The sequence below is a fragment of the Sphingobium sp. genome (assembly GCF_049304695.1).
In the GTDB taxonomy this organism is placed as follows: Bacteria; Pseudomonadota; Alphaproteobacteria; order Sphingomonadales; family Sphingomonadaceae; genus Sphingobium.
In genome coordinates this window covers 300,647-314,127 of record NZ_JBAQOK010000093.1, presented here as the reverse complement: position 1 = coordinate 314,127, position 13,481 = coordinate 300,647, and the positions used below count along the sequence as shown (strand labels likewise).

General features: G+C 59.1%; 15 protein-coding genes. 10 read left to right on the top strand and 5 right to left on the bottom strand.

Annotated features, from left to right (window positions below):
- The first annotated feature begins 77 nt into the window (after nucleotides 1-77).
- The 8 genes from uvrA (at nucleotide 78) to WA070_RS19035 (ending at nucleotide 7,458) form a co-directional block, all read left to right on the top strand.
- Nucleotides 78-3,071, top strand: coding sequence for an excinuclease ABC subunit UvrA (gene uvrA / locus WA070_RS19070; protein ID WP_422635467.1), 2,994 nt, complete (start codon nucleotides 78-80; stop codon nucleotides 3,069-3,071).
- Nucleotides 3,072-4,751: an AIPR family protein gene (locus WA070_RS19065; RefSeq protein ID WP_422635466.1), complete on the top strand. Its 1,680-nt coding sequence runs from the start codon at nucleotides 3,072-3,074 to the stop codon at nucleotides 4,749-4,751.
- A 57-nt stretch (nucleotides 4,752-4,808) separates the two neighbouring features.
- A complete protein-coding gene (locus WA070_RS19060; protein WP_422635465.1) occupies nucleotides 4,809-4,985 on the top strand; it encodes a stability determinant in 177 nt (58 codons plus the stop codon).
- Nucleotides 4,985-5,257, top strand: coding sequence for a type II toxin-antitoxin system RelE/ParE family toxin (locus WA070_RS19055; protein ID WP_422635464.1), 273 nt, complete (start codon nucleotides 4,985-4,987; stop codon nucleotides 5,255-5,257). Before WA070_RS19060 ends, WA070_RS19055 begins: the two co-directional genes overlap by 1 nt.
- A 229-nt stretch (nucleotides 5,258-5,486) precedes the next feature.
- Nucleotides 5,487-6,368: a hypothetical protein gene (locus tag WA070_RS19050; RefSeq protein WP_422635463.1), complete on the top strand. Its 882-nt coding sequence runs from the start codon at nucleotides 5,487-5,489 to the stop codon at nucleotides 6,366-6,368.
- A gap of 166 nt (nucleotides 6,369-6,534) precedes the next feature.
- Nucleotides 6,535-6,747, top strand: coding sequence for a cold-shock protein (locus WA070_RS19045; RefSeq protein WP_422635462.1), 213 nt, complete (start codon nucleotides 6,535-6,537; stop codon nucleotides 6,745-6,747).
- Nucleotides 6,748-6,915: 168 nt separating this feature from the next.
- Entirely contained in the window at nucleotides 6,916-7,113 is a 198-nt protein-coding gene (locus tag WA070_RS19040; protein WP_422635461.1) for a hypothetical protein, read from the top strand.
- A gap of 123 nt (nucleotides 7,114-7,236) precedes the next feature.
- A complete protein-coding gene (locus WA070_RS19035; protein WP_422635460.1) occupies nucleotides 7,237-7,458 on the top strand; it encodes a hypothetical protein in 222 nt (73 codons plus the stop codon).
- Nucleotides 7,459-7,674: 216 nt separating this feature from the next.
- Here the strand turns inward: WA070_RS19035 and WA070_RS19030 are convergent, their stop codons facing one another.
- From WA070_RS19030 to WA070_RS19015, 4 genes are all read right to left on the bottom strand, one after another.
- A complete protein-coding gene (locus tag WA070_RS19030) occupies nucleotides 7,675-8,604 on the bottom strand; it encodes an electron transfer flavoprotein subunit alpha/FixB family protein (RefSeq protein ID WP_422635459.1) in 930 nt (309 codons plus the stop codon).
- Nucleotides 8,601-9,350, bottom strand: coding sequence for an electron transfer flavoprotein subunit beta/FixA family protein (locus WA070_RS19025; protein ID WP_422635458.1), 750 nt, complete (start codon nucleotides 9,348-9,350; stop codon nucleotides 8,601-8,603). The genes WA070_RS19030 and WA070_RS19025 overlap by 4 nt, the downstream gene beginning before the upstream one ends.
- A 98-nt stretch (nucleotides 9,351-9,448) precedes the next feature.
- Entirely contained in the window at nucleotides 9,449-10,648 is a 1,200-nt protein-coding gene (gene sucC / locus WA070_RS19020; RefSeq protein WP_422635457.1) for an ADP-forming succinate--CoA ligase subunit beta, read from the bottom strand.
- Between the two features lie 146 nt (nucleotides 10,649-10,794).
- Nucleotides 10,795-11,121 (bottom strand): hypothetical protein, encoded by a 327-nt coding sequence (locus WA070_RS19015; RefSeq protein WP_422635456.1) that lies wholly within the window; start codon nucleotides 11,119-11,121, stop codon nucleotides 10,795-10,797.
- Nucleotides 11,122-11,206: 85 nt separating this feature from the next.
- Between WA070_RS19015 and WA070_RS19010 the strand changes: the two genes are divergently transcribed.
- Entirely contained in the window at nucleotides 11,207-11,605 is a 399-nt protein-coding gene (locus tag WA070_RS19010; RefSeq protein ID WP_422635510.1) for a low affinity iron permease family protein, read from the top strand.
- Between the two features lie 31 nt (nucleotides 11,606-11,636).
- On the opposite strand, the gene WA070_RS19005 is transcribed toward WA070_RS19010, so the two are convergent.
- Nucleotides 11,637-11,816: a hypothetical protein gene (locus WA070_RS19005; RefSeq protein WP_422635455.1), complete on the bottom strand. Its 180-nt coding sequence runs from the start codon at nucleotides 11,814-11,816 to the stop codon at nucleotides 11,637-11,639.
- 244 nt (nucleotides 11,817-12,060) lie between these two features.
- On the opposite strand from WA070_RS19005, the gene WA070_RS19000 reads away from it, so the two are divergent.
- Nucleotides 12,061-13,473, top strand: a complete 1,413-nt coding sequence (locus tag WA070_RS19000) for a glycosyl transferase family protein (protein WP_422635509.1) — start codon at nucleotides 12,061-12,063, stop codon at nucleotides 13,471-13,473.
- Nucleotides 13,474-13,481 lie beyond the last annotated feature (8 nt).

Sequence of the window (13,481 nt, the reverse complement as noted above, 5' to 3'; positions counted from 1 at the left end):
AACCTTCTTTCCCCCGGCCCTCCGGCTTCCTATCTTCCGCTCTGGATTCCCGCCTGGAACGAAGATAGAACATCCTTATGAGTCTTACACATATTTCCGTACGCGGCGCGCGTGAGCATAATCTCAAGGGCGTCGACGTCGATCTGCCGCGCGACAGCCTCGTCGTCATCACCGGGCTTTCGGGATCGGGCAAATCCTCCCTCGCCTTCGACACCATCTATGCAGAGGGTCAGCGCCGCTATGTGGAGTCCCTCTCCGCCTATGCGCGCCAGTTTCTGGAGATGATGCAAAAGCCCGATGTCGAACATATCGAAGGGCTGTCCCCCGCGATCAGTATCGAGCAGAAGACGACCAGCCGCAATCCGCGCTCGACCGTCGCGACCGTCACCGAAATCTACGACTATATGCGCCTGCTGTGGGCGCGCGTCGGCATCCCCTATTCGCCCGCCACGGGCCTGCCCATCAGCGCGCAGACGGTCAGCCAGATGGTCGATCGCGTCGCGACCCTGCCCATGGACACCCGCTTCTACCTGCTCGCCCCCGTCGTGCGCGGGCGCAAGGGGGAATATCGCAAGGAACTGGCCGAATGGCAGAAGGCGGGCTACACCCGCGTCCGCATCGACGGCGAAATGATGCTGATCGAGGACGCGCCGGCGCTCGACAAGAAATATAAGCATGACATCGAAGTCGTGGTCGATCGCCTGGCCGTCGAACCCGACATGGGCACGCGGCTGGCCGACAGTTTCGAACAAGCCCTCAAACTCGCCGACGGCCTCGCCTATGTCGATCTGGCTGATACGACTGTTGCAGAAGCGCAGTCGTCCAACCCCAACACCGTTCGCCCTGAGCCTGTCGAAGGGTCGGCTGAGCCTGTCGAAGCCGCCGACCTCGCCACCCTGAAAAAGGGTATGAAGGGTACGGGCATCCCCGCCAACCGCATCGTGTTCAGCGAAAAATTCGCCTGCCCGGTCAGCGGCTTCACCATCCCCGAAATCGCGCCGCGCCTCTTCTCCTTCAACGCCCCACAAGGCGCCTGCCCCGCCTGCGACGGCCTTGGCGAGCGGCAGGAGTTCGACGCCGAACTCGTCGTCCCCAACGAAGCGCTCTCGCTGAAAAAGGGCGCGGTCGTCCCCTGGGCCAAATCCAACCCGCCCAGCCCCTATTATATGCAAGTGCTCGGCTCGCTGGCCAAGGAGTTCGGCTTCTCCCTCGACACCCCTTGGGCCGATCTGCCCGGCGAAGCGCAGCTCATCATCCTCCACGGCACCGGCGGCAAGCCCGTGACGCTCAAATTCATGGACGGCCGCAAAAGCTATGAAGTGAAGAAAGCGTTCGAGGGTGTCATCGGCAATTTGAACCGCCGCCTGCTCCAGACCGAAAGCGCGTGGATGCGCGAGGAACTGTCCAAGTACCAGCGCGCCCAGCCCTGCGAAACCTGCCACGGCGCGCGCCTCAAACCCGAAGCGCTCGCGGTCAAGATCGTGGGCGAGGACATTTCCCTCTCCACCCGCCGCTCGGTCGTGGACGCGCTCAACTTCTTCACCGCCCTGCCCGAACGCCTGAACGACCAGCAGAATCAGATCGCCAAGGCCATCCTGAAGGAAATTGTCGAGCGCCTCGGCTTCCTCAACAATGTCGGCCTCGACTATATCAGCCTCGACCGCACCAGCGGCACCCTGTCCGGCGGCGAATCCCAGCGTATCCGCCTCGCGTCCCAGATCGGCAGCGGACTGTCGGGCGTCCTCTACGTGCTGGACGAACCCAGTATCGGCCTGCACCAGCGCGACAACGACCGCCTGCTCGTCACGCTCAAGCGCCTGCGCGACCTGGGCAACAGCGTCATCGTCGTGGAACATGACGAAGACGCGATCCGCCACGCCGACTATATCGTGGACATGGGACCGGGCGCGGGCGTCCATGGCGGCGAAATCGTCGCGCAGGGGACGCTCAAGCAGATATTGAAGGCGAAAAACTCCCTCACCGCCGATTATTTGAACGGCACCCGCGCCATCCCCGTCCCCAAAAAACGGCGCAAGGGCAATGGCAAGAAGATCACCGTCCACAATGCCCGCGCCAACAACCTGACGGGCGTCACCGCGTCGATTCCGCTCGGCACCTTCACCTGCATCACCGGCGTGTCCGGTTCGGGCAAGTCCAGCTTCACCATCGACACGCTCTACGCCGCGTCCGCCCGCGCATTGAACGGCGCGCGCATCATCGCGGGCGCGCATGACAAGGTCACGGGCCTCGAACATTGCGACAAGGTCATCGACATCGACCAGTCGCCCATCGGCCGCACCCCCCGCTCCAACCCCGCCACCTATACCGGTGCCTTCACCAACATCCGCGACTGGTTCGCGGGCCTGCCCGAAAGCCAGGCGCGCGGCTACAAACCGGGCCGCTTCTCCTTCAACGTCAAGGGCGGCCGCTGCGAAGCCTGCACCGGCGATGGCCTCATCAAGATCGAGATGCACTTCCTCCCCGACGTCTATGTGACCTGCGACGTATGCCACGGCGCGCGCTACAATCGCGAAACGCTGGAGGTGAAGTTCAAGGGGATGAGCATCGCCGACGTGCTCGACATGACGGTCGAGGACGCAGTGGAATTCTTCAAGGCCGTGCCGCCCATCCGCGACCGCATGGCCATGCTCGCGGAAGTCGGCCTCGGTTACGTCAAGGTCGGCCAGCAGGCCACGACCCTGTCCGGCGGTGAAGCCCAGCGCGTCAAACTCGCCAAGGAACTCGCCCGTAGAGCCACCGGCCAGACCCTCTACATATTGGACGAACCCACCACCGGCCTGCATTTCGAGGATGTCCGCAAACTATTGGAAGTCCTCCACGCGCTGGTCGAACAGGGCAACAGCGTCGTGGTGATCGAACATAATCTGGATGTCATCAAGACCGCCGACTGGATCATCGATATGGGACCGGAAGGTGGCGTCAAAGGCGGCGAAATCGTCGGGACCGGCACGCCGGAGCAAGTGGTGAAAGAGCCGCGCTCATTTACGGGGCATTATCTGGCGCCGTTGCTGGGGGTGAACGATATTAAAAAGAATGCGGAATTAGTCTAAATGGCTACTTTGTTAGACTGGGGCAATGTGGACGCTGCTGCTGGAGAAATTCAGAGCAGTCTAGAATTAGAAAGTAGAAGAGAGGCCTTCACTTTTTTAGTTTTGTCTACAATTCTCCGAATTGACCTCGATGAAGCACGAGCGTGCATTACTGATGGCCCCGAAGATCGTGGAATTGATGCCGTGTTTCTTGACGAGCGGTTTGGCCGACGGGTAATACATTTATTCCAGATTAAACATCATCGAGAATATAAACGAACAAATCGCAATTTTCCTTCGTCTGAAATTGATAAGATTTTATCTTTCATAACTGATTGCTTTGAGCAAACCGATGGGTTCCTTCAAACATGTAATAATATTTTGCATCAGAAAGTTATAGATATTTGGGAATTCGTTCGAGGCGGAACTTGTGAAGTAGAGGTGCACTTTTGTTCAAATGGTGAAAAATTAGTAAGTGACCAAAAATCCAGAATAGAGTCCTCACTTCATCGGTTTAAATTTATTAATCTCTACGAGTCTGACCTCGACGCGATATCGGACTCAATAACTCACAAGCATTCTGTTCATAGGGAAATTAGCTTAAGAGTTGTTGATGAACAAATTTTCGAAAGGACTGATGGAAATGTAAGGGGTGTTATAGGAACTCTTCGAGCCGATGATTTTATAGAAGCTTTTACCGATAAGAAAAATCCTCTTCAGCTCGATCCCTACTTATTTGAAGAAAATGTGCGAGTTTATCTGGGCGAGCAAAACGACATTAATAAGAGAATATATGATACTGCCATATCATCAGAATCGACTATGTTTTGGTACTACAACAATGGAATCACTATTGTTTGCGAAAGTTTCTCTCATCAGCCCGGCTTTAGAAATAGCCCATTAACCCTGTCTAACCCACAGGTCGTGAATGGTGGGCAAACGTCCCATGCTCTTTTTGAAGCATCAAAAAGCAACTTCACGATGCTATCAAAAGTAAGAATTCTTGTCAGAATTATAGAAACTAGAGATAAATCACTATATGCTAAGGTTGCCGAAGCGACGAATAGCCAAACACCAATAAGAAGTAGAGATTTACGCTCCAACGATCCCATGTTGGTCCGCCTAGAGTCGTCTCTTCGTGCTTTAGGTTGGGTTTTTGATAGAAAAAGAAATCAAAATTCTTCTATTCCTGATCACAAAAAAATTGATGCACTTAAGCTAGGTCAAATCTGGCTCGCATATGTACGCGGCGAACCCGACAAAGCAAAAACGGCATCTGATCGCATTTTTGGTGAATATTTTCCTTTGATATTTGATCCCATGGAAATGTCAGCAAACCGGGTGGTAAGTGTCTGGAACCTATATAAGTCTTTGGAAACCGGGCGTCGTGCAGACTTAAGAACATCACGAACAGGTGCAAGATCTGCTGACGAACGGCTTATGGAAGGTTTTTGGATCGTAGAGGGCATATATCACCTTGCTTACACAGTAAGACGCCTTGCCGAACAAGAAAATATAGACATATTTGATTTTGACAGAGTTGAAAATCTTATTAGTAAGGCGCAAATTCGCCTTTCGTCTTTTGTTGCCGAACGTCCCGGTATTTCTTTGTATAGACTATTTCGAAACTCAGGAACAAAGAATAGATTATTCTTGCAGTCCATTTCTGACGGTCAGCTTGATCTGGACCTCGGAGATTAATAGCGTACAGCCTAAACGGCCTTGGTGCAGCTACGGCAATTTGATATGAGCCTTGTTATGACCAAACTCACCCCCATAGAGTCGGAGTTCGCGACGACGGAGGACGCCGAAGCCTATGACGCTTGGTTCCGCGCGACGATCGAAGCGAGAATGCTATCCAAGACACCGGGCATCCCGCACGACGAAGCGATGGCGCGGATGCAGGCGATTATTGATCGGCCCAAAAAAGCCTGATGCTGCCGCTAATCTGGCATCCCGAAGCTTTGGACGATCTTGAGCGGATCGTAGATTTTATAGTGGCTCGAAATCCCTCCGCCGCTGAACGCACCGGCATAGCTATTCGACATTCCGCCGATCGCCTGCCAGATCACCCCTACATGCACCGAATTGGTCGCGTACCCGGCACGCGCGAGGCCGTTGTTACCCCAAACTATATCATCGTCTATCGCGTGACGCAGATCATAGAGATACTGGCTGTCAAACACACACGCCAACAATATCCCTAACTAATCAGGAACGGGGCGCCATTTCGTTCAGATGTAACCGAAAAATGTGATTGTCGAGCATCGGAGCGCAGCGGACTTAATGTCCGTGAGCACCGAAGCGCAGAGAATCGCGCTTTGCAGGCCATCTGGGCGAAATGGCACTCCGTTCCCATTTTGTTCTGTCCTACATCCCCCATCCCGCGCTACCCTCCCGGCAAATTCCTTCCCTCAGCCGGAGAGACCAGCGCCCATGTCCTGTCATTTCCCCTCGCTCCCCACCCCCGCGCAGCAAAGCCGCGCGGATGGCTGGTCGCCCGCGCTCCAGCGCACCTTCCTAGAAACCCTCGCCGCCACCGGCGTCGTCACCCAGGCCTGCGAAGCCGTCGGCCTCACGCCGCGCTCTGCCTATAATCTGCGCATCCACCGCGACGGCGCGGCCTTCCGGCTTGGCTGGGACGCGGCCATCCTCATCGCCCGTGCGCGGCTGGCCGACGATCTGCTCGCCCGCGCCCTCACCGGCTGCACCGATACGATCCGCAAGGACGAAGATAATTTCGAAGTCACCCGCCACCGCCACGACAACCGCCTCGCCATGTCGATGCTCGCGCGGCTCGATCGCATGGCCGACAGCCCGCCCGAAGGCACCGACGCCGCGCTCGCCCCCGGCGCATCCGCAGCGCTGTTCATCGCCGCGCGCATGGCGCTCCACACCCCCGCGCAACCTGCGCAAAAGCGCGACATCTGGCCCTCCCAGCAACGGTGTGAACTTCCCGAACCGACCGTCGATCTCATGACCCTGCCGCCGCACGAAGCCGTCACCCGGATGCGTGGCGTCTGGTGGGATGAGGAACGCGCAGGCTGGCGGACGGATTTCCCCGCCCCGCCCGACTTCGACGGCGACCTTAACGACGATGCTCAGGCCGACGCAGATTATGACATCGACTATTATGAGCGCGACCTGACCCCGCAGGAGGACGCCGTCTGGACGCAGATCCAGTCCGACCTGTACCGTCCCTTCGCCCACGCCGCCGCCCGCGCGCGCGACGCTTATTTCGGCTTTGACGCCGCCGACGAAGCGCAGGCGACCGACGTCCCCGCCACGGCAGGCGATCGGGCGCCCGCCCCCGCCTGACAGCATCGCGATTTGCTATTGTGCGCCACTTGCCCTATAGGGGGGATGCTACAGTCGCAAATCGACGGTTCTCGGCGCTTTGCGGCACCTGTTTCCTTCTTTCCCTGCCCGTTAGCGCACCGGCCCATCCACTCAGGATTGGCCGTCAGAAAGCTAAGGAACTACCATGAGCATCACCGGAACCGTCAAATTCTTCAACGCCGACAAGGGCTATGGCTTCATCGCCCCCGACGATGGCAGCCCGGACGCGTTCGTTCACATCACCGCTGTCGAGCGCGCTGGCCTGGCCACGCTGCGCGAAAAGGACCGCGTCACCTATGAGCTGGAACAGGATCGCCGTGGCAAGATGGCCGCTGTGAACCTTCAGCACGCCGAGTAATCGGCGCGGGTGTTCGTCCGCGACGGGGCAACCCGCCTGCCGGACGACTGCCCGACCTGACTGGTCCCCAACCTGCTGCCTGATTCGTCGGGCGCAATTGGGGACCGAACCGGACGCCGTGTCAAAACGGCGTCCGGCTTTCTTTACTGAACTTAAGAGGAGCGCAGCATGGCTCACCCTGATTATCATGCCCTCGCGACCGAAGCCCGCAAGCAGGCTGACGCGACCACGCTGGACAATGTCCGCGACCGCTGCCTCCGCTCCGAAGCTGCCTTCCTCGCCATGGCCTCGCGCCAGGATCAGGCCGACGCCAACCGCGCCCGCCGCGAAGCCGAACCATCGGCCTACGCCCCCGCCGCCGTCTGACCGCGCGGGCCACACGGCCCGCCGCACCTTTGGTCCGCCTTCAATAACAACGGCGAATATCGCTGGAACTCTTGTCGCCCCTTGCCGGTTATGACCCCCGAACCGCAACAAGGAGCCACCCACATGATCCGCACTCTGATTTTCGGCGCCATCGCCGGTTACGTCGGCAAAAAGCTGTATGACGAAGGCAAGCTGACCGAGTTCAAGAACGACGTCGTCGCCCGCTACAGCGATGCCAAGGCCGAAATCGCCGACAGCAAGGCCGCCCAAGACGTCAAGTCGACCCTCTCGACTTCACCGATCCTGAACGCAGCCGGCACGCCAGCGCGCCCCCTGACCAACTAACGCATAGTGATTTCCGGTCAGATCGAATGATCTGACGACCCGGAAATCGCGACAGACAAAACCTTTCCTCATACCGGCGGCAGTCCCCTCTCGCCGCCGGTCGCCGCCCGCTCCGACATGCGCCCCCCTCGCACTGTCCGGCGGGCGGTTTCTTTGGGCCGGACGCAAAAAAGGGTGCGGTTCCTGACGAACCGCACCCTTTCTATTGGTCGAAATTTACAGCTTGCTGGTCAATTCCGGCACGATCTTGAACAAATCCCCAACCAGGCCGATGTCCGCCACCTGGAAAATCGGCGCGTCCTCATCCTTGTTGATGGCGATGATGGTCTTGCTGTCCTTCATGCCAGCCAGATGCTGGATCGCCCCGGAAATGCCCACAGCGATATAGACTTCCGGCGCGACGATCTTGCCGGTCTGCCCGACCTGATAGTCATTGGGAACATAGCCCGCATCCACCGCAGCCCGGCTGGCACCCACCGCAGCGCCCAGCTTGTCGGCCAGCGGATAGATGACTTCCTCGAACGTCGGCCCGTCCTTCAATGCCCGGCCACCCGACACGATGATCTTGGCGCTGGTCAGTTCAGGACGCTCCAGCTTGGCGATCTCCGCCCCGACGAAGGACGAAATGCCCTTGTCGCCGGTTGAGCTGACCGCTTCCACTGTGCCTGAACCACCGTCACGAGCAGCTTTCTCGAAAGCCGTACCGCGAACGGTAATGACCTTCTTGGCATCCTTGCTGCGCACCGTGGCGATCGCATTGCCCGCATAAATCGGCCGCGTGAACGTATCTTCGCTCTCGACCGACAATATGTCGCTGATCTGCATGACGTCGAGCAGAGCGGCGACGCGCGGCGCGATATTCTTGCCGTTGCTGGTGGCAGGCGCGATAAACGCGTCATGATGCGCCATCAGATCGACGATCAACGGCGCGACATTTTCCGGCAAGGCATGGCCAAAGGCGGCATCGTCGGCGACATGGACCTTGCCCACGCCGGAGATTTTGGCAGCTTCGGCAGCGACGACATCGACGCCCTGCCCCGCGACCAGCAGATGCACTTCGCCCAGCTTAGATGCGGCGGTGACGGCGGACAGGGTCGCGTCCTTGACCGCGCCATGTTCATGTTCAACCCAGACGAGCGTTTTCATGCGGCAACTCCCATGGCCTTCAGCTTGGCAACCAGTTCATCGACATCGGCGACCTTGACGCCAGCGGTGCGCTTGGGTGGCTCGACAACCTTAAGCGTTTCCAGCCGTGCGCTGATGTCCACGCCATAATCGGCAGGCGTCTTCTGCGCGAGCGGCTTGGACTTGGCCTTCATGATATTGGGCAGCGACGCATAACGCGGTTCGTTCAGCCGCAGGTCGGTGGTGATGATCGCCGGCGTGTTCAGCTTCACCGTCTCCAGCCCGCCATCGACTTCGCGCGTCACGCTGACCATGTCGCCCTCGACCTCCACCTTCGACGCGAACGTGCCCTGCGGCAGGTTCAGCAACGCGGCGAGCATCTGGCCGGTCTGGTTGCTGTCGTCATCGATCGCCTGCTTGCCCAGGATGATGAGGCCAGCGCCTTCCTCTTCCTGCACCTTGGCCAGCAGCTTGGCCACGCCCAGCGGTTCGACCTCGTCATCGGTCTGGATCAGGATCGCGCGGTCGCAACCCATGGCAAGCGAGGTACGCAACGTTTCCTGCGCCTTGGCAACGCCAATGGATACGGCGATCACTTCGGTTGCGACGCCCTTTTCCTTCAGGCGAATGGCTTCCTCGACCGCGATTTCGTCGAACGGGTTCATGCTCATCTTGACGTTAGCCAGATCAACGCCCGTCCCGTCCGCTTTCACCCGCGGCTTCACATTATAGTCGATGACCCGCTTCACGGGCACAAGGATCTTCATTTTCAACATCCTCCATTATAAATGCCAACACGGGCGCGGGCAGCCCGTCCCCGGACCACCCGCACCCTTTAAGGTGTCAGTTCAGTTGGAAAGCCGCCTCAGGCTGCCTTCCTCACTTCCGCCACGATCTTGCGCGCCGCATCGCCCAGATCGTCTGCGGGGACGATGGCGAGGCCCGAAGCCGCCAATATATCCTTGCCCTGCTGAACATTGGTGCCTTCCAGACGCACGACCAGCGGGACCGAAAGATTCACTTCCTTGGCAGCGGCCACGATACCATCGGCGATGATGTCGCACTTCATGATGCCACCGAAGATGTTGACCAGGATGCCCTTGACCGCTGGATCCTGCAAAATGATCTTGAAGGCCGCCGTTACCTTTTCGGTCGTGGCACCGCCGCCTACGTCCAGGAAGTTGGCTGGAAATTCACCGTTCAGCTTGATGATGTCCATCGTTGCCATGGCCAGACCAGCGCCGTTGACCATGCAGCCGATGTTGCCGTCCAGCTTGATGTAGGCCAGGTCATATTTGCTGGCTTCGACTTCGGCCGCGTCTTCTTCGGTCAGGTCGCGCAGTTCGGCGATGTCCTTGTGGCGGAACATGGCGTTACCGTCGAAAGCGACCTTGGCGTCGAGCACCAGCAGGTTGTTCTGCTCGGTCAGCGCCAGTGGGTTGATTTCGATCTGCTCGGCATCGGTATCGAGGAAAGCTGCATAGAGCGAACCGGCTACCTTCGACGCCTGCTTGGCCAGATCACCGGTCAGGCCCAGCGCTGCGGCGATCGAGCGGCCATGATGCGGCATGAAGCCGGTCGCAGGATCGACCGAGAAGCTGTGGATCTTTTCCGGGGTAGAATGAGCGACCTCTTCAATGTCCATGCCGCCTTCGGTCGATACGACGAAGGCCACTTCGCTGCTGCCACGATCGACCAGCAGCGCCAGATAGAATTCCTTGGCGATGTCCGCACCGTCGGTCACATACAGGCGGTTGACCTGCTTGCCAGCGTCGCCGGTCTGGATCGTGACCAGCGTGTTGCCCAGCATGTCGGTGGCGTGAGCCTTCACCTCGTCCAGGTTGAAGGCGAGGCGAACGCCGCCCTTGGCTTCGGGGGCCAATTCCTTGAACTTGCCCTTGCCGCGACCACCGGCATGGATCTGCGACTTCACGACATAGAGCGGTCCGGGCAGCTTCTTGGCGGCCTCGACGGCTTCCTCGACGGTGAAGGCGGCGTGACCGGCAGCGACAGGCGCGCCATATTTGGCGAGCAATTCTTTCGCCTGATATTCATGGATGTTCATGGGGCTTGCCGTCCTTTTCCGTCGAAACCTGATGACGACGGCTAAAGCACAGCATGAATCGCAGCGCTAGAAGGATTTCGCAAACACACTTTGCAAAATTGCAAAAGCGTTCCGGCTCGATCGACCCGATTATTGCGAAATGACGGTCAAATCGCGCAGCGGATGGCAGCTTTGCTGCTCACCACAAATATCTCCGGATCCTCCAGCGCGCGGACTTTGTAGAGGAATCGATCGATCGTCATCCCGCCGATGTGAGACTTGCGGAGCGAACCGAGCGATTGCAGCCGCTTCATCTGCGAGATACTCAGCCGGTCAGCCATGTCTGCGGCCATGCACCCGGCCATATGCGGTGAGACGCCCGCCTCCATCAACCCCGTACGCAGTTTCGATTCGGGCGACAGGCTCGCGCATGAAGCCAGAAGCAGGGTCGCGGCCAAACCGCATGCAAGGGGACGAATGGTGATGGCTGTCATACGCAACTGATGGCATGACCTGTCTGAACACAGCCTAAATATGCCCACCCGTCCTGCGGCGGGCGACATGGGAACGACGATCATGATCGACAGATTCTTCACGGCCTTTTCGCATCGCGTCGCCGGTTGGGCGGGACAGCCGATCGCCTTCATCCTGGCCGGCGCGGTCGTCATTATCTGGGTGCTCACCGGCCCGCTGTTCGGCTATTCCGACACATGGCAACTGGTCATCAACACCGGCACCACCATCGTCACCTTCCTCATGGTCTTCCTGATCCAGAATGCGCAAAATCGCGATGGCTCCGCCATTCAGGCGAAACTGGACGAACTCATCCGCGCCATTGAAAATGCCCGCAACGATTTCATCGGCATCGAACATCTGACCGAGGCCGAACTGGAGCGGATCAAGCGGGTACTGGAACGCGAATGTGGCCAGGACGCCGACCATCATAAGGCTATAGAGCGCCTGTTAGAGCGACTCTAACGCCCACACCTTCTCTAAGCCACGCCTGCCCTCAATGCGCGCGAACGCTCATCTTCTCGTTGAGCCGCTTATACGCATCCACGCGTTCGTTATAGCTTTGCGCAAGGCCTTCATAAGCCGCCTTGCCTTCGAGCGAGGCGCTCGACTGCGCCCGGATCAATGAAATCTGCTGGCGAAACAACAGATAGTTGACGTCCGTGTCCGTGCTCATATTCGCCCTCCTCTCGCATGATGTCCAAGGGGTTGGTCGATCGTCCATCCACGCGATGAAGCGATCGGGACAGGAACGATCCTATCACAGCCGTATGAGTCTGACGAACGTCAAAAGGGCGCGCACGGGCAGTCCGCCGTATAGACCGCGCGTCCCGACGCAATATGCCCGGCCGACCGATCCTGCAAAATGTGCAAAAGACTTGGAAGTAATTGAAACTGATGCCATTCTACCTCGCGCAGGCATCGGGGGAAGCGGCTTGGGGGAATATTGGGTCACGGCGCTATCTGTCCTGCACCATGAAATCTTGCTCTTCGCGGTTGTCGGCCTGGCATTGGGCGGACTGGACGACCTCCTCATCGACATCATGTTCCTGTGTCGCAAAAGCTGGCGCGACATGACGATCTATGTGCGCCATCCCCGCATGACCACCACCACCCTGCCGCCATCACCCAGTCCGGGCCGGATCGCGATATTCATTCCCGCATGGAGCGAAGCGGACGTGATCGCTCCGATGTTGCGCAATGCGCTGACTCAATGGGAACAGGGCGCATACCGGATATTCGTGGGCGTCTATCCCAACGACCTGCCCACCCTGTCGGCCGCTGCTGCCGTGGCGCAGGATGATCCGCGCATCCAGATTGGGGTCAATCCCCAACCCGGCCCGACGACGAAGGCCGATTGCCTCAACCTGCTGTGGCGCGCGATGCTCGCTGATGAGGCGGCGAGTGGCGTCCGCTACAAGGCCATCGTTTTGCACGACGCCGAAGACGTCGTCCATGCCGACGAAATCCGCCTGTTCGACTTCATGATCGACCGCTTTGCCATGGTGCAACTGCCCGTGTTGCCGCTGCCCGGACGGGGCGGCTGGATGGCACGCGCCATCGCCAACCATTATTGCGACGAATTTGCCGAAAGCCATGGAAAATTTCTCACCGTCCGCGAAGCGCTCGGCGCATCGGTGCCATCGGCCGGCGTCGCCTGCGCCTTCGAGCGCGACACGCTCGCCCGGCTCGCTCAGGATGCCGCCCATGGCCCGTTCGATCCATCGTCCCTGACGGAGGATTATGAAGCGGGGCTGCGCATCCGCAACATGGGCGGCCGGGGCGCGTTCGTGCGCATGCGTGACGGGCGTGGCGGTCTGGTGGCGACGCGCGAGTATTTCCCCGACAGCATCGACGCCGCCGTCAAGCAGAAAGCCCGCTGGATCGTGGGCATTTCGCTCGCCGGTTGGGATCGGCTGGGATGGCAGGGCGGCCCGGCCGAATGGTGGATGCGCCTGCGGGATCGGCGCGCGACGCTGGCCGCACTCGTCCTGTTCGCTGCCTATCTTGCCCTGTTCCTGACCGGCGCCTTGTGGCTTATCCAGCGTTTCGACCCCATGCCGATCAAACCGCGCTCATTCACGATCGACGCCCTGCTCTGGCTGAACCTTGGCCTCATGATCTGGCGCAGCGCAATGCGCGCACTGTTCGTGGGGCAGGCCTATGGCTGGCGCTATGGTCTTGGCGCGATCCCCCGCACCTTCATTGCGAACATCATCGCCATCATGGCCGCCCGCCGCGCCCTGTTCCTCTATGCTCGATCTCTGACCGGCAAGCCGCTCCTGTGGGACAAGACCCAGCATCGCTTCCCCGATCTGCGAACCGATCCGTGACACCGGCG